The following is a 21478-nucleotide window of genomic DNA, read 5'->3' on the forward strand; positions in this document are numbered from 1 at the left end:
ATATGCAGCAGTATGGCTTGTTTTATGGCGGTATGTTGCAGGAGGGTGCCCTGTAGGCCGGATAAGGCGGAGCCGCCATCCGGCAACTCTGCTCTGCGGGGAAAAAACGCAAAAAGCCCATCCGTCAGGATGGGCTCTTCACTTATTTGATGCCTGGCAGTTCCCTACTCTCACATGGGGAGACCCCACACTACCATCGGCGCTACGGCGTTTCACTTCTGAGTTCGGCATGGGGTCAGGTGGGACCACCGCGCTAAAGCCGCCAGGCAAATTCTTTGTGCTCAGTACGCAATATTTTATCGCATCAGCTGCGTTGGCCGCATTCGCGAACCTCAGTCACATACTTATGTATGCTCCTTCCGTCGCTTCACTTGCCGCCTTGCCGCTGCGCAAACTATTGCGCACTACAATCTGTAATCAAAGCTGAAAATTCTCTCAATTCCGCCAAAACATCTTCGGCGTTGTAAGGTTAAGCCTCACGGTTCATTAGTACCGGTTAGCTCAACGCATCGCTGCGCTTACACACCCGGCCTATCAACGTCGTCGTCTTCAACGTTCCTTCAGGAGACTTATAGTCTCAGGGAGAACTCATCTCGGGGCAAGTTTCGTGCTTAGATGCTTTCAGCACTTATCTCTTCCGCATTTAGCTACCGGGCAGTGCCATTGGCATGACAACCCGAACACCAGTGATGCGTCCACTCCGGTCCTCTCGTACTAGGAGCAGCCCCCCTCAATTCTCCAGCGCCCACGGCAGATAGGGACCGAACTGTCTCACGACGTTCTAAACCCAGCTCGCGTACCACTTTAAATGGCGAACAGCCATACCCTTGGGACCTACTTCAGCCCCAGGATGTGATGAGCCGACATCGAGGTGCCAAACACCGCCGTCGATATGAACTCTTGGGCGGTATCAGCCTGTTATCCCCGGAGTACCTTTTATCCGTTGAGCGATGGCCCTTCCATTCAGAACCACCGGATCACTAAGACCTGCTTTCGCACCTGCTCGCGCCGTCACGCTCGCAGTCAAGCTAGCTTATGCCTTTGCACTAACCTCCTGATGTCCGACCAGGATTAGCTAACCTTCGTGCTCCTCCGTTACTCTTTAGGAGGAGACCGCCCCAGTCAAACTACCCACCAGACACTGTCCGCAACCCGGATCACGGGCCTACGTTAGAACACCAGCCATTAAAGGGTGGTATTTCAAGGGCGGCTCCACGCAGACTGGCGTCCACGCTTCAAAGCCTCCCACCTATCCTACACATCAAGGACCAGTGTTCAGTGTCAAGCTATAGTAAAGGTTCACGGGGTCTTTCCGTCTTGCCGCGGGTACACTGCATCTTCACAGCGAGTTCAATTTCACTGAGTCTCGGGTGGAGACAGCCTGGCCATCATTACGCCATTCGTGCAGGTCGGAACTTACCCGACAAGGAATTTCGCTACCTTAGGACCGTTATAGTTACGGCCGCCGTTTACCGGGGCTTCGATCAAGAGCTTCTCCTTACGGATAACCCCATCAATTAACCTTCCGGCACCGGGCAGGCGTCACACCGTATACGTCCACTTTCGTGTTTGCACAGTGCTGTGTTTTTAATAAACAGTTGCAGCCAGCTGGTATCTTCGACTGATTTCAGCTCCACGAGCACGTCGCTTCACCTACATATCAGCGTGCCTTCTCCCGAAGTTACGGCACCATTTTGCCTAGTTCCTTCACCCGAGTTCTCTCAAGCGCCTTGGTATTCTCTACCTGACCACCTGTGTCGGTTTGGGGTACGATCTGATGTTACCTGATGCTTAGAGGCTTTTCCTGGAAGCAGGGCATTTGTCACTTCAGCACCGTAGTGCCTCGTCATCACGCCTCAGTGTTAAAGTGAACCGGATTTACCTGGTACACACACCTACACGCTTAAACCGGGACAACCGTCGCCCGGCCAACATAGCCTTCTCCGTCCCCCCTTCGCAGTAACACCAGGTACAGGAATATTAACCTGTTTCCCATCGACTACGCCTTTCGGCCTCGCCTTAGGGGTCGACTCACCCTGCCCCGATTAACGTTGGACAGGAACCCTTGGTCTTCCGGCGAGCGGGCTTTTCACCCGCTTTATCGTTACTTATGTCAGCATTCGCACTTCTGATACCTCCAGCATACCTCACAGTACACCTTCACAGGCTTACAGAACGCTCCCCTACCCAACAACACATAGTGTCGCTGCCGCAGCTTCGGTGCATGGTTTAGCCCCGTTACATCTTCCGCGCAGGCCGACTCGACCAGTGAGCTATTACGCTTTCTTTAAATGATGGCTGCTTCTAAGCCAACATCCTGGCTGTCTGAGCCTTCCCACATCGTTTCCCACTTAACCATGACTTTGGGACCTTAGCTGGCGGTCTGGGTTGTTTCCCTCTTCACGACGGACGTTAGCACCCGCCGTGTGTCTCCCGTGATAACATTCTTCGGTATTCGTAGTTTGCATCGGGTTGGTAAGTCGGGATGACCCCCTAGCCGAAACAGTGCTCTACCCCCGAAGATGAATTCACGAGGCGCTACCTAAATAGCTTTCGGGGAGAACCAGCTATCTCCCGGTTTGATTGGCCTTTCACCCCCAGCCACAAGTCATCCGCTAATTTTTCAACATTAGTCGGTTCGGTCCTCCAGTTAGTGTTACCCAACCTTCAACCTGCCCATGGCTAGATCACCGGGTTTCGGGTCTATACCCTGCAACTTAACGCCCAGTTAAGACTCGGTTTCCCTTCGGCTCCCCTATTCGGTTAACCTTGCTACAGAATATAAGTCGCTGACCCATTATACAAAAGGTACGCAGTCACCCCATAAAAGAGGCTCCCACTGCTTGTACGTACACGGTTTCAGGTTCTTTTTCACTCCCCTCGCCGGGGTTCTTTTCGCCTTTCCCTCACGGTACTGGTTCACTATCGGTCAGTCAGGAGTATTTAGCCTTGGAGGATGGTCCCCCCATATTCAGACAGGATACCACGTGTCCCGCCCTACTCATCGAGCTCACAACATGTGTGATTTTGTGTACGGGGCTGTCACCCTGTATCGCCGGCCTTTCCAGACCGTTCCACTACCACATATGCTGATTCAGGCTCTGGGCTGCTCCCCGTTCGCTCGCCGCTACTGGGGGAATCTCGGTTGATTTCTTTTCCTCGGGGTACTTAGATGTTTCAGTTCCCCCGGTTCGCCTCGTTAACCTATGTATTCAGTTAACGATAGTGCAACGAATTGCACTGGGTTTCCCCATTCGGACATCGCCGGTTATAACGGTTCATATCACCTTACCGACGCTTTTCGCAGATTAGCACGTCCTTCATCGCCTCTGACTGCCAGGGCATCCACCGTGTACGCTTAGTCGCTTAACCTCACAACCCGAAGATGTCTTGTTCTGTCCGGTTTGTTGCGCGTTGTGAATACTGCGTTGTTCCGTACTCGCGATGCTCATGGACATTAAGTCCACTGCGCTCGCTGCGTGCGGTACGCCTTGTCTTCACTTCGCTCACTTCACCTTTTACAGGTTATCTTCTGATTGCGAAAATTTGAGAGACTCGAACACACATTAGCTGTGTGTCGTTTCAATTTTCAGCTTGATCCAGATTTTTAAAGAGCAAAACTTCGCAGTGAACCCTTTCAGGTACACTCTGAAGTTTTCTTAAGTAAATGTTCTACAGTATGGTGGAGCTATGCGGGATCGAACCGCAGACCTCCTGCGTGCAAAGCAGGCGCTCTCCCAGCTGAGCTATAGCCCCATACAGTGTAGTCAGAACCTCTTTACCGATAATTTTTGCTGAGGCAAGGCGTGGTGACACGAAGCATACTCAGGTATGTGAGTGTCGCCGCAACGCAGCATCAGTAAAAATTTGGTAGGCCTGAGTGGACTTGAACCACCGACCTCACCCTTATCAGGGGTGCGCTCTAACCACCTGAGCTACAAGCCTGTAGAGGTTTTACTGCTCGTTTTTCATCAGACAATCTGTGTGGACACTACAAAGGCAGGTTCTTTAAGGTAAGGAGGTGATCCAACCGCAGGTTCCCCTACGGTTACCTTGTTACGACTTCACCCCAGTCATGAATCACAAAGTGGTAAGCGCCCTCCCGAAGGTTAAGCTACCTACTTCTTTTGCAACCCACTCCCATGGTGTGACGGGCGGTGTGTACAAGGCCCGGGAACGTATTCACCGTGGCATTCTGATCCACGATTACTAGCGATTCCGACTTCATGGAGTCGAGTTGCAGACTCCAATCCGGACTACGACATACTTTATGAGGTCCGCTTGCTCTCGCGAGGTCGCTTCTCTTTGTATATGCCATTGTAGCACGTGTGTAGCCCTGGTCGTAAGGGCCATGATGACTTGACGTCATCCCCACCTTCCTCCAGTTTATCACTGGCAGTCTCCTTTGAGTTCCCGGCCGGACCGCTGGCAACAAAGGATAAGGGTTGCGCTCGTTGCGGGACTTAACCCAACATTTCACAACACGAGCTGACGACAGCCATGCAGCACCTGTCTCACAGTTCCCGAAGGCACAAATCCATCTCTGGATTCTTCTGTGGATGTCAAGACCAGGTAAGGTTCTTCGCGTTGCATCGAATTAAACCACATGCTCCACCGCTTGTGCGGGCCCCCGTCAATTCATTTGAGTTTTAACCTTGCGGCCGTACTCCCCAGGCGGTCGACTTAACGCGTTAGCTCCGGAAGCCACGCCTCAAGGGCACAACCTCCAAGTCGACATCGTTTACGGCGTGGACTACCAGGGTATCTAATCCTGTTTGCTCCCCACGCTTTCGCACCTGAGCGTCAGTCTTTGTCCAGGGGGCCGCCTTCGCCACCGGTATTCCTCCAGATCTCTACGCATTTCACCGCTACACCTGGAATTCTACCCCCCTCTACAAGACTCTAGCCTGCCAGTTTCGAATGCAGTTCCCAGGTTGAGCCCGGGGATTTCACATCCGACTTGACAGACCGCCTGCGTGCGCTTTACGCCCAGTAATTCCGATTAACGCTTGCACCCTCCGTATTACCGCGGCTGCTGGCACGGAGTTAGCCGGTGCTTCTTCTGCGGGTAACGTCAATTGCTGAGGTTATTAACCTCAACACCTTCCTCCCCGCTGAAAGTACTTTACAACCCGAAGGCCTTCTTCATACACGCGGCATGGCTGCATCAGGCTTGCGCCCATTGTGCAATATTCCCCACTGCTGCCTCCCGTAGGAGTCTGGACCGTGTCTCAGTTCCAGTGTGGCTGGTCATCCTCTCAGACCAGCTAGGGATCGTCGCCTTGGTGAGCCGTTACCTCACCAACAAGCTAATCCCATCTGGGCACATCCGATGGCAAGAGGCCCGAAGGTCCCCCTCTTTGGTCTTGCGACGTTATGCGGTATTAGCTACCGTTTCCAGTAGTTATCCCCCTCCATCGGGCAGTTTCCCAGACATTACTCACCCGTCCGCCACTCGTCAGCAAAGCAGCAAGCTGCTTCCTGTTACCGTTCGACTTGCATGTGTTAGGCCTGCCGCCAGCGTTCAATCTGAGCCATGATCAAACTCTTCAATTTAAGTTTGATGCTCGTAGAATTAAACTTCGTAATGAATTACGTGTTCACTCTTTGAGACTTGGTATTCATTTAGTGTCCGAGGACATTAAGAATCCATGTCACTTTGAGTGCCCACACAGATTGTCTGATAAATTGTTAAAGAGCAGTTGCGACGCGCTTCAGCGCTCTGTCGCGAGGTCCCGTATATTACGTTTTCCTCATTCAGAGTCAAGCATTTATTTTCGCTTTTCTCTGTCGGCATTCATCACTGGTTTTCACCGGAGAACCCTGCTGACCCGGCGGCTTGCGTGCCGTTGTTCCGTGTCAGTGGAGGCGCATTATAGGGAGTTATTTCGGGCTGACAAGGGGAAATTTAAAATAATTTTCCGAGTGCGCGATATTTACCCAAAACGCGGTTAAACCGCCAGTTTTTCGAGCGTTTCAAAGCCGTAACGTTGTAAAACGGGCAATAACTGAGCAGTACCAGGCTTCAGTGCCATACAAAAAGCAATATTGGCATCTGTGGATTTTGCGTCTGGCGCTTCATGCTCTAACAACCAGGCCGTACGACGTGCAATCGCTGCGCCGGAATCAACCAGTCGCGTCCCTTCAGGCAGAACCTGTAGCAGCTCTTCCTGTAATAGAGGGAAATGGGTACATCCCAGCACAACCGTATCCGGCGGTTCCGGCATCCGTAGCCACGGCCGCAGAATGCGCTGTAACTCATCCAGAGGAACAGGCTCGCCATGCAGCTTAGCTTCCGCCAGTTCCACCAGCTCTGCTGAACCCAACATCGCTATCTGACATTCATTTGCAAAGCGGGCAATCAGCTCATGGGTATAAGGACGTTTCACCGTCGCGCGCGTCGCCAGCAGCCCCACGACACCATTCGCCGTCAGACGAGCCGCCGGTTTAATGGCAGGAACAACCCCCACAACCGGAAAGGCGAATTTTTCACGTAACGCAGGCAGCGAGACGGTACTCGCGGTGTTGCAGGCAATAACGGCCAGTGAAAGAGGATAACGCTGCTGAACCGCAGTCACTATCTCAACAACGCGTTCAACGATAAATTCTTCACTCTTCTCCCCATAAGGAAAAGCCACGTTATCGAAAGCGTATATATAGTGGAGATCCGGCAGGAGGTGCCGAATCTCATCATAGACCGACAACCCACCGACGCCGGAATCAAATACCAGCACGGTGGGGCGTGGATCAGAACGTGTAGCTGCCAGACAAGGTGTATTCCCGTCCTGCAGTTTGGTAGCCATAAACTGTCTCGTAATCTTTGTCGAACAGGTTGGCTATTTTACCACGAACTGTGAGATGTGAGGTGACCGGATATGAAAGTCCAATATCCCACACGCTCAGCCCACCCATTTTGACTTTACGGGAATTGTCATAGTCATAATCGTAGCGTTCGCCGATGTACTGATAGGTGACATCCCAGCCCAGTTCGTAGACCTGGCCACTCAGCTCATACTTCACCTGCTGTTTTGCCCGACGGTACAGCAACTGATCGGTTTCATCATCGCGCGGATCGACGTATTGCAACGTTAAGCGATGATCGACCGGACCGGTCGTCAGGTTCCCCGTCCATTCAAGGCCTTTGATGGTCGCGGATTTCACATTGAAGTAGGTACTATTGTTGTAGTCGATCAGATTCTGGATTTTGTAATGATAGGTCGACAAACGCCAGTCAACCGGACCGGTAAGCCCTTCCAGCCCGGCTTCCCACTGCTTCGACTCTTCCGGCTTCAGGTTAGGGTTAGAGGCAATGCCGAATCGCTCCGCGCCAAACTGTTGCCCAAGTGAAGGCGCAAGGAACCCTGTGCCGTAGGAGAGCGTGACTTTATAGTCATCAACAAACTGCCATCCCGCTGCCGTTTGCCAGGTGCCGTGCCAACCAAACTGGTCGTCATGGTCTTCACGACCAGAGGCCTCCAGCGTTACGCTGTCAATCTGCTGCTGTCCGGTCAGATACAGCCCTGTGTTATCGCGCTTATAATTGTCGGTGCCATACTCGCCAAAGGACATGAGCTTTTCTTGCTTCCAGTCGGCACCGGCGCTGATAGCGCCATGTCCTACAATGAGATTATTGCCCCACTGGATGTAGCGCTGTTCCATATCATCCAGCGAATAGCCCGTCGCGTAGCGTCCATTCAGGCTGCTGTAGTTGTAGTCTTTAATACGCTGGTAGTTAGCCACCAGTTGTGAAGAATAAATACCCGAGTTGAAGCGCAGCCCCGTATCCCACGACTGGGTGTAATTCTGATGCTCATCGTTTCCCCCGTCGTATCCCCAGTTCCCCTGGTCATAATCGGCATTACTGGCATAGCCGTAGCCACGGAAGTAGCCATCGAACTGCTCATTAAATTTGTGCTCTACCCCGCCCCAGAACAGCTTATTGCGATAACCATCGCGATCGCCATCCCCGCTATAGCTGGAGTGCGGTTGCACGTCGAAGCCTTTCGTCGTCTGATAAGTGCCTGCAGCGGTCAATACGGTGTCACCAAAACGCTGACGATAAGTCCCATCGTATTGCTGATAACCTTTCGAACCGACGCCAGCATTAATTTGCGAACGCTCTTCACCGGTCATGGTGATGATGTTAACAACACCGCCAATTGCCCCCGAGCCATAAATCGCCGAGCGCGGACCGCGAATATATTCGATGCGCTGGACCAACGAGACAGGGATCTGGTCGATATCGGAATTGTTGGTAATGCCGGGACGCGCCACCGGGATGCCATCCACTAGCACCAGTACGTGTTTTGCTTCAGTTCCTCGCACAAAGAGAGACGAGCTTTGCCCCATGCCACCGTTCTGTGCCACGTCGACACCAGGCAGACGACGCATAACATCAAGGACGGTTCGGGACTGCCAGCGGTCGATATCCTCACGGGTGACGATATCCGTAGGGGCCAGCACAGTATTGACGGGTTGATGAAAACGATTTGCCGTGACAACAAGCGTGTCAGGCGAGGCATCCTGTGCCCAACCAGAAAAAGCCGTGACGGAAAGCGCCGTCAGCAGCGTCGTTTTTTTAATCATTGTAAAGCATCCACAATATAAGAAGGATGCCGCAGGTCCCATCGATAGTACGCGATGATGAAAACCAGTTGCGACGTAAGCCGGCAGGTCTTCGGGCTTGGAAAGTTATCTCTTTTAGAGATACGCAAAATGATGACTTCCCACCGTTCGGCAGTGTCTGCTTACGCTTTCATTTCACCTTTCCTTACCGCTGCGCGTCAGCTCCAGATTCACACTGGATTCCCTATTAACTCACAGGACCGGCACACGGATGCTACAGTCTGTAACAACTTGCTGTCCAGACCGATTGTTAAATATCGGAAATCATCAATGACTGGACATCTGTTGAGCAATCCCTACAATCCCCGCGTACTTTTATTTTTCAGGAAAGATCATGACCCCAGAACACCTTCCGACAGAACAGTATGACGCGCAGCTCGCCGAAAAAGTGGTGCGCTTACAGAGTATGATGGCGCCCTATTCTGGCCTGGTTCCGGAAGTGTTTCGCTCACCGGTCAGTCACTACCGTATGCGTGCTGAGTTCCGCATCTGGCATGACGGCGATGACCTGTATCACATCATCTTTGACAGCCAAACCAAGAATCGAATTCGCGTCGACAGCTTCCCGGCAGCGAGCGAACTGATTAACGACCTGATGCAGGCGATGATCGCCGGGGTGCGTGACAACCCCGTCCTGCGCCATAAGCTGTTCCAGATCGATTACCTCACCACGATGAGTAATCAGGCGGTGGTTTCGCTGCTGTACCATAAAAAGTTAGATGATGAGTGGCGTGAAGCCGCCATCGCCCTGCGTGATGCCCTCCGTGCGCAGAACCTGAACGTGCATCTGATTGGCCGGGCAACGAAAACTAAAATCGAACTGGATCAGGATTACATCGATGAACGCCTGCCGGTGGCGGGTAAAGAGATGATCTACCGCCAGGTCGAGAACAGCTTCACCCAGCCAAACGCGGCGATGAATATTCAGATGCTGGAATGGGCGCTGGATGCCACCAAAGAATCAAAAGGGGATTTGCTGGAACTGTACTGCGGTAACGGCAACTTTTCACTGGCACTGGCGCGCAACTTTGACCGCGTTCTGGCGACAGAAATCGCCAAACCGTCCGTTGCCGCTGCGCAGTACAACATCGCGGCGAATCATATCGAGAATGTCCAGATTATCCGGATGGCGGCAGAAGAGTTTACCCAGGCGATGAACGGAGTCCGCGAGTTTAACCGTCTCCAGGGCATCGACCTGAAAAGCTATCAGTGCGAAACCATTTTTGTCGATCCACCACGTAGCGGGCTGGATAATGAGACAGAGAAAATGGTGCAGGCGTATCCACGTATTCTGTATATCTCCTGCAATCCAGAAACACTCTGCAAAAACCTGGAAACATTAAGCCAGACGCATAAGGTGGAACGCCTCGCGCTGTTCGATCAGTTCCCCTATACGCACCACATGGAGTGCGGCGTGTTATTAACCGCGAAGTGATACGTTGCCGGATGGCGGCGTAACCGCCTTATCCGGCATACAAATATTATTCAGCGGCTTCCTGCTTACGGTTACGCATTTTCACGCCAATCCAGAACACCAGAATCACCGATAGAACCGCCGGGAAGAAATTGGAACCGATATCCGGGTATTCCGCGCGCACCACGGTGCTGTACAGCAGAACGCCAAGGATAAAACAGGCCGCCGCCAGTCCCGGTAACCCCACGGGCATGGTGCGATTCTGATAGCGTTGATGCAGACAGTACACCGTCAGCACCAGCGAAATAATGGGGAAAACAGAGAATGGCACGATGGAGCTAAACAGCGCCGCGAATGTGCCATTGATCGACAAGCCAGCGACCAGCGCCAGCAGCAGCGTACCTTTATCCTGAACTGACTGTTTCATTACTCTTCCTTCACATTAACCGGGATGAGGGTCATCTTCTCTTGTTCACGGCGATACCAGTAATATGCCCCTTTCGCAATCATGCGCAGTTGCAGTACCAGTCGCTCTTCTAATTGTCGGCGTTGTTCAGCGCCTACATCCAGTGCCTCAGCACCTGCGCTGAAGACAATCGTCACCATCGCTTCCGCTTGCGCTTCTGTGAACGCTCGAGGCATATGGTTTTCGAGTTCGAGATAATCCGCAAGTTCCGCGATGAAGTGCTGAATTTCGCGCGCCACGGCGGCGCGAAACGCGGCTGAGGTGCCTGAACGCTCACGCAATAATAAACGGAAGGCGTTGGGGTTGTTACCGATGAATTCCATAAATGTCGAGACGGAGGTGCGGATCACACTCCCGCCCTTGGCGATACGCTGACGCGCCTGACGCATCAGCTGACGCAGCATCAAACCGCTTTCATCGACCATGGTCAGGCCGAGCTCATCTACATCACGGAAATGACGATAAAACGAGGTGGGCGCAATACCCGCTTCACGTGCGACTTCACGCAAGCTCAGGCTGGCAAAGCTACGCTCCGCACTCAGTTGACTAAATGCGGCTTCTACCAGCGAACGCCGGGTTTTTTCTTTTTGCTGCGCTCTAACGCCCATCACGATGTCTGAATCCTTCCTCATGCCGAGTCCGGCACTATACCAGAGTTCAAAGTTAATCTGTTTACTCAGCTTTGTGAATGATTGTTTACGCGCAGTTTGTGCTTCGGCTTCGCAAAAAAGCACAACGATAATTGGGTTATCCCTGCAATGATGTTACTATTCTGTTGCTTTTATGTATAAGAACAGGTAAGCCTTACCATGCCACATTCCTACGATTACGATGCCATAGTAATAGGTTCCGGCCCCGGCGGCGAAGGTGCTGCAATGGGTCTGGTTAAGCAAGGAGCGCGCGTCGCCGTTATAGAGCGCTATCATAACGTTGGCGGCGGTTGCACCCACTGGGGTACCATCCCTTCAAAAGCACTCCGCCACGCCGTCAGCCGTATTATCGAGTTCAATCAGAACCCTCTTTACAGCGATCATTCCCGCCTGCTTCGTTCCTCTTTCGCCGATATCCTCAATCATGCCGATAACGTGATTAATCAGCAAACGCGGATGCGGCAGGGGTTTTATGAGCGTAACCATTGCGAAATCCTGCAAGGTAACGCCCATTTTGTTGACCAACACACACTGGCGCTGGAATGCCCCGACGGCTCGGTTGAAACCCTGACGGCAGAGAAGTTTGTCATCGCCTGCGGCTCGCGTCCTTATCATCCGACTGACGTCGATTTCTCGCACCCGCGCATTTACGACAGCGACTCCATCCTCAGCCTGCACCACGAACCTCGCCACGTCATTATTTATGGCGCAGGGGTAATTGGCTGCGAATATGCATCGATCTTCCGCGGTATGCAGGTAAAAGTTGACCTGATTAACACCCGCGACCGCCTGCTGGCGTTCCTCGATCAGGAAATGTCGGACTCTCTCTCTTACCACTTCTGGAACAGTGGCGTTGTCATTCGCCACAATGAAGAGTACGAGAAGATTGAGGGGTGTGATGACGGCGTCATCATGCATCTGAAGTCCGGCAAAAAGCTGAAAGCCGATTGCCTGCTCTATGCTAATGGTCGTACCGGGAATACCGATTCGCTGGACTTGCAGAACATTGGGCTGGAAACCGACAGCCGCGGCCAGCTTAAGGTCAATAGCATGTACCAGACCGCCCTTCCGCACGTTTATGCCGTAGGTGATGTGATTGGCTACCCAAGTCTGGCTTCAGCCGCCTATGACCAGGGACGAATTGCTGCTCAGGCGTTAGTGAAAGGCGAAGCCACCGCGCATCTGATTGAAGATATCCCCACCGGCATTTATACCATCCCGGAAATCAGTTCCGTCGGCAAAACCGAGCAGCAACTCACAGCGATGAAAGTGCCTTACGAAGTGGGACGCGCTCAGTTTAAACACCTGGCGCGGGCGCAAATCGTCGGCATGAACGTGGGCACGCTGAAGATTTTGTTCCATCGGGAGACGAAAGAGATTCTGGGGATCCACTGCTTTGGCGAGCGCGCTGCCGAGATTATTCATATCGGTCAGGCCATTATGGAGCAGAAAGGAGGTGGCAACACGATTGAGTACTTCGTGAACACCACCTTTAACTACCCAACCATGGCGGAAGCCTATCGGGTAGCAGCGCTCAATGGCTTAAACCGCCTGTTTTAACGCTTTATCAAAATGGCCATCCATCGAACCACGGATGGCCTCTGCCAGCTGCTCATAGCGGCTGCGCAGCGGGGAACCCGGACGATAAACCAGACCTACCGTGCGGCGTGGCTCAGGCTTAATGCAAGGCAGATAGACGACGCCATCACGCTTACGCTGCTGCGGAACCGCCAGCGCAGGCAGTAAGGTAATACCGCTTCCTGCCGCCACCATGTTACGCAACGTTTCCAGACTGGTTGCGCGGAAGTGGGTATCTTCGTCAGCCCCCGCTTCAAAGCAGAAGCCCATCGCCTGGTCACGGAGACAGTGACCGTCCTCCAGCATCAGCAGTTTTTCGCCAGCCAGATCGGACATCGGCACGCATTCGCGATTTGCCCACGGGTGATCTTCGTAGATCGCCAGCAGCATCGGCTCATCGAACAGCGGCACTTCAATAAATGCTTCGCTCTCTTTTACCAGCGCCAGAATTACGCAATCCAGTTTGCCGCTATCGAGCTGCGCCAGCAACTGATGCGTTTGCGCTTCATGCAGATACATTTCCAGCTTCGGGAACGTCTGGTGCAGCATAGGGATAATAAGCGGTAGCAGATAAGGCCCAACGGTCGGGATCAAACCAATGTGCAATGGGCCGGACATCGTCTCGCCTTGCTGGCTTGCCATCTCCTTGAGCACTTTGACCTCACGCAGCACGGTACGCGCCTGATCCACCAGCAACAAGCCGGCCTGGGTGAACAAGACTTTACGACTCGTACGCTCCAGTAGCATCACGCCCAGTTCGTCTTCCAGCTTGCGAATTTGCCCGCTAAGCGTCGGCTGACTCACGTGACAGGAGTCCGCCGCACGCCGAAAGTGGCGGTGCTCGGCTAATGCCACCAGGTATTCAAGATCACGAATATTCATTATTCATCCTCCATCGCCACGATAGTTCATGGCGATAGGTAGCATAGCAACGAACGATTATCCCTATCAAGCTTTCTGTCTAATAATACAACACAGAAACGGAGCGGTACCCCTTTAACCCTTGAAGCCACTGCCCGTTCAAAGAGTTACTTTCTAACTCGAATAACTAAAGCCAACGTGAACTTTTGCGGACCCATGGTCCGCATTTTTTTTGCATAAAAAACCCGGCACAAGGCTGGGCTCGGTATTAACTGTAGGCCGGATAAGCAAAGCGCCATCCGGCAATGTGCGTTATGCCGCCTGATGGCGCTTCGCTTATCAGGCATACAACGGCATAACCCGCGGGTTAGCTCAAACGCGCTTTTGCGTCGCTAATCGCCTGCGCTACCTGCTGCGGAGAAACGCCGCCTTTTGCCGCACGCTTATCCAGACAGGACTGCAAAGAGAGGATTGGGTAAACATCATCACCCATCACATTGCTAAATTTCTGCAGGTCCGACAGTGATAAATCTTCCAGCGGTTTACCCTGGCGAATCGCTTCTACCACCGCTTCGCCAACAATATGGTGCGCTTCACGGAACGGCACGCCTTTAGCAACCAGGTAATCCGCCAGTTCAGTCGCATTGGCGTAGCCCTGCTGAGCCGCTTCCTGGCAACGCGGGCGCTTCACCTGAATACCGTCCAGCACCAGCGCGGCCATATGCAGACAGTCCAGCCAGGTATCAAGCGCGTCGAACAGGCCTTCTTTGTCTTCCTGCATATCTTTGTTGTAAGCCAACGGCAGGCCTTTCAGCGTCATCATCATGCCGGTTAACGCGCCCTGTACGCGACCACATTTGCCGCGAATAAGCTCCAGCGCGTCCGGGTTTTTCTTTTGCGGCATCAATGAAGAGCCGGATGTTACACGGTCAGAAAGCTCCACAAAGCCCGCCTCACCGGTATTAAAGAAGATCAGGTCTTCAGCGAAACGCGACAGATGCACCATACCGATGGAAGCATCAGACAGCAGTTCAAGCACGTGATCGCGGTCGGAAACACTGTCCAGACTGTTGCGGGTCGCTGAAGCAAAACCCAGCCAGCCGGCCAGTTGCTCACGATCGATTTCATACGCTGTACCCGCCAGTGCGCCGCAGCCCAACGGGCTAACGTCCAGACGCTTCAGCGCGTCCTGTAAACGGCTTTCATCCCGCGCCAGCATTTCGACATACGCCAGACACCAGTGGGCAAACGTCACCGGCTGCGCGCGTTGCAGGTGAGTGTATCCCGGCATCACCGCATCCTGATTATTTTCCGCGGTTTCCACCAGCGCGCTTTGTAGCTGACGATTGGCGGTAAGTAGTTCGGTGACGGTATCTTTGCACCAAAGCTTGAGATCGGTAGCAACCTGGTCATTACGGCTACGCCCGGTGTGCAGCTTTTTACCTAACTGACCGACTTTATCAATTAGCTTGCTTTCCACCCAGCTATGAATGTCTTCCGCATCGCTTTCGAGGATCTGCTGCGGGTTCAGACGCACTTCTTCCAGCAGGTTGTTCAGCGCCTCTTCGAGTTGAAGCTGTTCATCTGCGGTTAATACGCCAACCGTGACTAACGCTTTAGACCAGGCCACAGAGCCAACTATATCCTGCTCCGCCAGACGGTAATCAAAACGCAACGAATCGTTGAACTGTTTGAACCGCTGATCTGCTGCCTGAGTAAAACGCCCACCCCAAAGTGCCATAACGAATTTCCTTAATAATCAATTTTTGCCCGGTAGCGCTGCGCTTACCGGGCCTACAAAATCCAGGCAGGCCGGATAAGCGAAGCGCCATCCGGCACACAATCTTAAGCCAGAATACGCGTGCCGATCGGCGTGCCGTTAAACAGTGCCGGAAGCTGCTCCGCATGACGCCAGGAGGCGATATCCACCGGGCGACCGAGCGTACGCGCGGCATCCAGCGCCGCGTTCACCTTCACGATCATACCGTCGGTGATGATGCCCTGCTCAATCAGTTGCTCCGCTTTCGCGGCGGTCATTTCGGCTATCCGCTGACCTTTGCCGTCGAGGATCCCGCTCACGTCGGAGAGCAAAATCAGGTCCGCACCCAGCGTTGCCGCCAGCGCCGTCGCCGCCTGGTCCGCATTCACGTTCATCAACTGGCCTTCGTCTGTCACCCCAATCGAGCTGACCACCGGAAGATACCCGCTTTCCAGCAGCGTGTTGATGAGCTTAGGCGAACCCGGCTGCGCCAGTCCAACATGGCCTAACTTTTCGTCGAGCTGGGTCACTTTTACGCTGTCACCGTCGCCCAGATACAGACCAACGGACGCAATGTGATGCTTCTTCGCCCACGCCAGCAGGGTTTTGTTCGCCGTACCCGCCAGCGCGCCGGTAATAATGTCAATCTGGTCTGCAGGCGTAACACGCAGGCCGTTCTTCTTCTTCACCGGCAGATTGAGCCCTTTCATCAACTCGTCTACCACGCAACCGCCGCCGTGCACGATGACCAGCGGACGCTGATGCGACTCGCGATAATTCACCAGCGCGGTAAAGAGACGCTCCAGCGCCTCTTCGCTATCCAGTAATACGCCACCCAGCTTGATAATTAATGGATTCATCATTGCACCCTTAAATAAGAGACTGCGTTTCAGCAAAGCCAAAACGAATGTTGGCGCACTGCACAGCCTGCGCTGCCGCACCTTTCAATAAGTTATCTTCGGTCGCCACGACGATCAAATGGTCGCCCTGCACGGCGAAGCCGATGTCACAGAATGGCAGCCCTACCACATTTTTCAGCGCCGGAACGCCTTTGTCGTACAGACGCACCAGCGGTTTATCGCTATACGCTTGCTGCAAAGCCTGCGCAACCTGCGCATGGGTTACCCCCGTTTTCAGGCGGCAGGTAATGGTTTCCAGAATCCCGCGCGGGAAATTGCCCAGATGCGGCGTGAAGATCACTTCCGCCCCCAGATGGCTGGCGATCTCCGGCTGATGGCGGTGAGTAAACACGCCATACGGTTGCAGGCTCACTTCGCAGAAGCTATTTGAGAGCGCCGCTTTGCGTCCTGCCCCACTGACACCGCTGGTGGCGTTAATGACCGGCCACTGGCTCAGGTCTAACAGACCCGCATCAATCAGCGGCTTCAGAGAGAGTTGCGCCGCCGTGGGATAGCACCCCGGCACCGCAATCAGATTCGCTTCTTTAAGTTTACTTCCGCACCACTCGGCCAGGCCGTATACCGCCTGCTCCAGCAGTTCTGGGTGTTGATGGGTAAAACCGTAATATTTTTCGTAGAACCCGGCATCATTAACGCGGAAGGCACCGGAGAGATCGAAGACGACACATCCTGCGGCCAGAAACTGCGGTGCCAGGTCGTGACTCACTTCATGAGCAGTCGCCAGAAACACAACATCCACGCCTGCGCTAAACTCGCTGATATCCGACATCGGTTGCAGCGGCAGATCGACAATGCCTTTTAACTGTGGATGCAAATCGGAAATTAACTTTCCTGCATCATTGCTTTGCGCTGAGACGGTCAAAGCGGTTATGGTCATATGAGGGTGGCGATTCACGTAGCTTACAAGCTCTGCGCCCGCATAACCGCTAGCGCCCACAATCAGCGTATTCAACATCGGGTTCCTTTATGCTCCACGTTAATGTATTTTTATTCATAAATACTGCATGAATATTGATACTATCATGACCTGAGGTGTGTCAACAATGAAAAACAATTTACCGCCATTTATCGAGATTTACCGCGCCCTGATTGCCACACCGTCGATTAGCGCAACGGAAGAATCACTCGATCAAAGTAATGCGGGTTTAATCACTCTACTGGCGGACTGGTTTAAAGATCTGGGTTTCACGGTTGAGGTGCAGCCCGTCCCCGGCACGCGTAATAAATTCAATATGCTGGCGAGTACGGGGCACGGTGCAGGTGGTTTATTGCTGACGGGGCATACCGATACGGTCCCCTTTGATGATGGACGCTGGACGCGCGATCCGTTCACCCTGACCGAACACGACAATAAGCTTTACGGTCTGGGAACGGCGGACATGAAGGGCTTTTTCGCCTTTATTCTTGACGCGCTGCGTGACGTTGATGTGACGACGTTGAAAAAGCCACTCTATATTCTGGCAACCGCTGATGAAGAAACCAGCATGGCAGGGGCGCGCTATTTTTCCGAAACAACGTCGCTGCGCCCGGACTGCGCAATCATTGGCGAACCCACCTCACTGCAACCGGTACGCGCGCATAAAGGGCATATTTCCAACGCCATTCGCGTGTTGGGGCAATCCGGGCATTCCAGCGATCCGGCGCGCGGCGTGAATGCCATTGAACTGATGCATGACGCCATTGGCCGAATTATGCAGCTAAGGGATTCTCTTAAAGAACGTTATCACTACGATGCGTTTACCGTGCCGTATCCAACGTTAAACCTTGGGCATATCCACGGTGGCGATGCGGCGAACCGAATTTGCGCCTGTTGTGAGTTGCATATGGATATTCGTCCATTACCCGGGATGACGCTTAACGATCTCAATGGCTTGCTCAACGACGCGTTGGCGCCCGTGAGTGAACGCTGGCCAGGTCGATTAACCGTATCTGAACTGCACCCGCCAATTCCTGGCTATGAGTGCCCGGCAGATCACCAACTGGTTGAGGTCGTTGAAAAACTGCTGGGTGAGAAAACTGACGTGGTGAATTACTGCACCGAAGCGCCGTTTATCCAGACGCTCTGCCCGACGCTGGTGCTTGGTCCGGGTTCGATCAATCAGGCGCATCAACCTGATGAATATCTGGAAACACGATTTATTAAGCCAACCCGGGAATTGATCACACAGGTCGTGCATCACTTCTGCTGGCATTAGTGGTTTGCCCGGTGGCATTCCGCTTACCGGGCTTACCGAAAACATTCGCGTTTTTTCACATTTTCATAAGCAATACTTATCGGACAAGATGCGAATTAACTTTCATAAATTAGCCGCCATTTATTCGTTTGCTGAAACGATTTCGCCACAATTGACGGCACGGGTTTTACGTGGCTTTATAAAAGACGACTAATAAACAAAGTCCGAAAGATTTCGTGTCACAGCAAGGCGGCAAACGAGCTCATCCCAGGGAGCTTACATAAGTAAGTAACCTGGGTGGGCGAGCGCCGCTGTGGCGCGAAAGATACAGGACTCATAGAGTAAAGATGGGGTGTCTGGGGTCATATGAACGAACAATATTCCGCGTTGCGTAGTAATGTCAGTATGCTCGGCAAAGTGCTGGGAGAAACCATCAAGGATGCGCTGGGAGAGAACATTCTTGATCGCGTTGAAACAATCCGTAAGCTGTCCAAATCTTCACGCGCTGGCAATGAAGCTCATCGCCAGGAGTTGCTCAGCACGTTACAGAATCTGTCGAACGACGAGCTGCTACCGGTCGCCCGCGCTTTTAGCCAGTTCCTGAATCTGGCCAACACCGCTGAGCAATACCACAGCATTTCGCCGAAAGGCGAAGCCGCCAGCAACCCGGAAGTGATTGCCCGCACCCTGCGTAAACTCAAAAATCAGCCAGAACTGAACGAAGCCACCATTAAAAAAGCGGTGGAATCATTGTCTCTGGAGCTGGTGCTAACCGCTCACCCAACGGAAATTACCCGTCGCACCCTGATCCACAAAATGGGTGAAATCAACGCCTGCCTGAAGCAGCTTGATAACAAAGATATTGTCGATTACGAACGCCACCAGTTAATGCGTCGTCTACGCCAGTTGATTGCACAATCCTGGCATACGGATGAGATCCGTAAGCTGCGTCCAAGTCCGGTTGATGAAGCCAAATGGGGCTTTGCGGTCGTTGAAAACAGCTTGTGGCAGGGTGTACCGAACTATTTGCGTGAACTGAACGAACAGTTGGAAGAGAATCTCGGCTATAAATTGCCCGTTGATTTCGTCCCGGTTCGTTTTACCTCATGGATGGGTGGCGACCGTGACGGCAACCCGAATGTTACTGCTGACATCACCCGCCACGTCCTGCTGCTAAGCCGCTGGAAAGCGACCGATCTGTTCCTGAAAGATATTCATGTTCTGGTTTCTGAACTGTCGATGGTTGACGCCACGCCAGAACTGCTGGCGATGGTCGGCGAAGAAGGTGCCGCTGAGCCTTACCGCTATCTGATGAAGATGCTTCGCTCCCGTCTGATGGCGACGCAGGCCTGGCTGGAAGCGCGTCTGAAAGGCGAAAAACTGCCAAAACCTGCAGGGCTGCTGACACAAAACGAGCAGTTGTGGGAACCGCTGTACGCCTGCTACCAGTCTTTACAAGCCTGCGGAATGGGGATCATCGCCAACGGCGAACTGCTCGACACTCTGCGCCGCGTGAAGTGCTTCGGCGTACCGCTGGTGCGCATCGATATCCGCCAGGAGAGCACTCGCCACACCGAAGCGCTGGGCGAACTGACCCGCTATCTCGGTATTGGCGATTACGAAAGCTGGTCTGAAGCCGACAAACAGGCTTTCCTGATCCGCGAACTGAATTCCAAACGTCCTCTGCTGCCGCGTAACTGGGAACCAAGCAACGATACCCGCGAAGTGCTTGATACCTGCCGGGTGATTGCCGAAGCACCGAAAGGTTCGATCGCCGCCTACGTCATCTCCATGGCGAAAACGCCGTCCGACGTGCTGGCGGTACACCTGCTGCTGAAAGAAGCGGGTATCGGTTTCGCTATGCCGGTTGCTCCGCTGTTTGAAACGCTGGATGACCTGAACAACGCCGACGACGTCATGACGCAACTGCTGAACATCGACTGGTATCGCGGCCTGATCCAGGGCAAGCAAATGGTGATGATCGGCTATTCTGACTCCGCTAAAGACGCAGGGGTTATGGCTGCGTCCTGGGCGCAGTATCAGGCGCAGGATGCGTTAATCAAGACCTGTGAAAAAGCCGGGATTGAACTAACGTTGTTCCACGGTCGCGGCGGTTCTATCGGTCGCGGCGGCGCGCCTGCCCATGCAGCTCTCCTTTCGCAACCACCGGGCAGCCTGAAAGGCGGCCTGCGCGTGACCGAACAGGGCGAGATGATCCGCTTTAAATATGGGCTGCCGGAAGTGACCGTCAGCAGCCTGTCGCTTTACACCAGCGCAATTCTCGAAGCGAACCTGCTGCCGCCGCCGGAGCCGAAAGACGCCTGGCGTCATATCATGGACGAACTGTCGGTCATCTCCTGCGACTTGTATCGCGGCTATGTGCGCGAAAACAAAGATTTCGTCCCCTATTTCCGCTCCGCAACGCCGGAACAGGAACTGGGTAAACTGCCTCTTGGCTCACGCCCGGCGAAACGTCGTCCGACCGGTGGCGTCGAGTCGCTGCGCGCCATTCCGTGGATTTTCGCCTGGACGCAAAACCGCCTGATGCTTCCTGCCTGGCTGGGAGCGGGTACCGCGCTGCAAAAAGTGGTTGAAGACGGCAAGCAGAGTGAACTGGAGGCAATGTGCCGCGACTGGCCGTTCTTCTCCACGCGTCTTGGCATGCTGGAAATGGTGTTCTCGAAAGCAGACCTGTGGCTGGCGGAATATTACGACCAGCGTCTGGTAGCAAAAGAACTTTGGCCGCTGGGTAAAGAACTGCGTGACCTTCAGGAAGAGGACATCAAAGTGGTGTTGGCCATCGCTAACGACTCGCACCTGATGGCCGACCTCCCGTGGATTGCCGAGTCTATCCAGTTACGTAATATCTACACTGACCCGCTGAACGTTCTCCAGGCAGAGCTGCTGCACCGCTCGCGTCTGGCAGAAGATCAGGGCAAAGAGCCGGATCCACGCGTCGAACAGGCGCTCATGGTCACCATCGCCGGGGTCGCGGCAGGGATGCGTAATACCGGCTAATTTTAGCTAATCT

The 21478-nt window shown here is 53.5% G+C and carries 12 protein-coding genes, 2 tRNA genes, 3 rRNA genes and 1 riboswitch; of the genes, 4 read left to right on the plus strand and 13 right to left on the minus strand.

What is annotated here, in order from left to right:
* Nucleotides 1-151: 151 nt before the first annotated feature.
* From rrf to btuB, 7 genes are all read right to left on the minus strand, one after another.
* A 5S ribosomal RNA gene (gene rrf / locus HVY19_RS19400) occupies nt 152-267 on the minus strand.
* 198 nt (nt 268-465) lie between these two features.
* Nucleotides 466-3372 (minus strand): 23S ribosomal RNA (locus tag HVY19_RS19405).
* Nucleotides 3373-3680: 308 nt separating this feature from the next.
* Nucleotides 3681-3756 (minus strand) — tRNA-Ala (locus HVY19_RS19410).
* A 112-nt stretch (nt 3757-3868) separates the two neighbouring features.
* A tRNA-Ile gene (locus tag HVY19_RS19415) sits at nt 3869-3945 on the minus strand.
* Between the two features lie 69 nt (nt 3946-4014).
* A 16S ribosomal RNA gene (locus HVY19_RS19420) occupies nt 4015-5556 on the minus strand.
* The 16S, 23S and 5S rRNA genes sit together here with 2 tRNA genes alongside, the layout of an rRNA operon.
* Nucleotides 5557-5951: 395 nt before the next feature.
* Nucleotides 5952-6803, minus strand: a complete 852-nt coding sequence (murI, locus tag HVY19_RS19425) for a glutamate racemase (protein ID WP_181682209.1) — start codon at nt 6801-6803, stop codon at nt 5952-5954.
* Nucleotides 6748-8586, minus strand: coding sequence for a TonB-dependent vitamin B12 receptor BtuB (gene btuB, locus HVY19_RS19430; protein ID WP_181682210.1), 1839 nt, complete (start codon nt 8584-8586; stop codon nt 6748-6750). The genes murI and btuB overlap by 56 nt, the downstream gene beginning before the upstream one ends.
* 64 nt (nt 8587-8650) lie before the next feature.
* Nucleotides 8651-8845, minus strand: a riboswitch (cobalamin riboswitch).
* A 114-nt stretch (nt 8846-8959) separates the two neighbouring features.
* Here btuB and trmA point away from each other — a divergent pair.
* A complete protein-coding gene (gene trmA, locus HVY19_RS19435; protein WP_181682211.1) occupies nt 8960-10060 on the plus strand; it encodes a tRNA (uridine(54)-C5)-methyltransferase TrmA in 1101 nt (366 codons plus the stop codon).
* Between the two features lie 46 nt (nt 10061-10106).
* On the opposite strand, the gene HVY19_RS19440 is transcribed toward trmA, so the two are convergent.
* Complete coding sequence (locus HVY19_RS19440) at nt 10107-10466, minus strand: YijD family membrane protein (RefSeq protein WP_181682212.1); 360 nt, start codon at nt 10464-10466, stop codon at nt 10107-10109.
* A complete protein-coding gene (fabR, locus tag HVY19_RS19445) occupies nt 10466-11116 on the minus strand; it encodes an HTH-type transcriptional repressor FabR (protein ID WP_181684335.1) in 651 nt (216 codons plus the stop codon). Before fabR ends, HVY19_RS19440 begins: the two co-directional genes overlap by 1 nt.
* A 198-nt stretch (nt 11117-11314) precedes the next feature.
* Between fabR and sthA the strand changes: the two genes are divergently transcribed.
* The gene (gene sthA / locus HVY19_RS19450) at nt 11315-12715 is read left to right on the plus strand and encodes a Si-specific NAD(P)(+) transhydrogenase (RefSeq protein ID WP_181682213.1); all 1401 of its coding nucleotides are present in this window, start codon (nt 11315-11317) and stop codon (nt 12713-12715) included.
* On the opposite strand, the gene oxyR is transcribed toward sthA, so the two are convergent.
* The 4 genes from oxyR to argC all read right to left on the minus strand — a co-directional run bounded on the left by oxyR (nt 12698) and on the right by argC (nt 17228).
* Nucleotides 12698-13615, minus strand: a complete 918-nt coding sequence (gene oxyR / locus HVY19_RS19455; RefSeq protein ID WP_181682214.1) for a DNA-binding transcriptional regulator OxyR — start codon at nt 13613-13615, stop codon at nt 12698-12700. The genes sthA and oxyR overlap by 18 nt on opposite strands.
* A 346-nt stretch (nt 13616-13961) precedes the next feature.
* Complete coding sequence (gene argH, locus HVY19_RS19460; RefSeq protein ID WP_181682215.1) at nt 13962-15335, minus strand: argininosuccinate lyase; 1374 nt, start codon at nt 15333-15335, stop codon at nt 13962-13964.
* A gap of 104 nt (nt 15336-15439) precedes the next feature.
* The gene (argB, locus tag HVY19_RS19465) at nt 15440-16216 is read right to left on the minus strand and encodes an acetylglutamate kinase (protein ID WP_181682216.1); all 777 of its coding nucleotides are present in this window, start codon (nt 16214-16216) and stop codon (nt 15440-15442) included.
* Between the two features lie 7 nt (nt 16217-16223).
* Nucleotides 16224-17228, minus strand: a complete 1005-nt coding sequence (gene argC / locus HVY19_RS19470; protein WP_181682217.1) for an N-acetyl-gamma-glutamyl-phosphate reductase — start codon at nt 17226-17228, stop codon at nt 16224-16226.
* Nucleotides 17229-17316: 88 nt separating this feature from the next.
* Between argC and argE the strand changes: the two genes are divergently transcribed.
* On the plus strand, nt 17317-18468 hold the full coding sequence (gene argE, locus HVY19_RS19475) for an acetylornithine deacetylase (protein WP_181682218.1): 1152 nt from the start codon (nt 17317-17319) through the stop codon (nt 18466-18468).
* Nucleotides 18469-18813: 345 nt separating this feature from the next.
* Complete coding sequence (ppc, locus tag HVY19_RS19480; RefSeq protein WP_181682219.1) at nt 18814-21465, plus strand: phosphoenolpyruvate carboxylase; 2652 nt, start codon at nt 18814-18816, stop codon at nt 21463-21465.
* Nucleotides 21466-21478: the final 13 nt, after the last annotated feature.

This window comes from Citrobacter sp. RHB25-C09 (genome assembly GCF_013836145.1).
Lineage (GTDB): Bacteria > Pseudomonadota > Gammaproteobacteria > Enterobacterales > Enterobacteriaceae > Citrobacter_A.

Excerpts from the sequence above, each read along its gene's own strand:
- argE (WP_181682218.1), top strand. The coding sequence starts at position 17,317 with ATGAAAAACAATTTACCGCCATTTATCGAGATTTACCGCGCCCTGATT.
- oxyR (WP_181682214.1), bottom strand. The coding sequence starts at position 13,615 with ATGAATATTCGTGATCTTGAATACCTGGTGGCATTAGCCGAGCACCGC.
- sthA (WP_181682213.1), top strand. The coding sequence starts at position 11,315 with ATGCCACATTCCTACGATTACGATGCCATAGTAATAGGTTCCGGCCCC.
- argH (WP_181682215.1), bottom strand. The coding sequence starts at position 15,335 with ATGGCACTTTGGGGTGGGCGTTTTACTCAGGCAGCAGATCAGCGGTTC.
- btuB (WP_181682210.1), bottom strand. The coding sequence starts at position 8,586 with ATGATTAAAAAAACGACGCTGCTGACGGCGCTTTCCGTCACGGCTTTT.
- argC (WP_181682217.1), bottom strand. The coding sequence starts at position 17,228 with ATGTTGAATACGCTGATTGTGGGCGCTAGCGGTTATGCGGGCGCAGAG.
- ppc (WP_181682219.1), top strand. The coding sequence starts at position 18,814 with ATGAACGAACAATATTCCGCGTTGCGTAGTAATGTCAGTATGCTCGGC.
- murI (WP_181682209.1), bottom strand. The coding sequence starts at position 6,803 with ATGGCTACCAAACTGCAGGACGGGAATACACCTTGTCTGGCAGCTACA.
- argB (WP_181682216.1), bottom strand. The coding sequence starts at position 16,216 with ATGATGAATCCATTAATTATCAAGCTGGGTGGCGTATTACTGGATAGC.
- HVY19_RS19440 (WP_181682212.1), bottom strand. The coding sequence starts at position 10,466 with ATGAAACAGTCAGTTCAGGATAAAGGTACGCTGCTGCTGGCGCTGGTC.
- trmA (WP_181682211.1), top strand. The coding sequence starts at position 8,960 with ATGACCCCAGAACACCTTCCGACAGAACAGTATGACGCGCAGCTCGCC.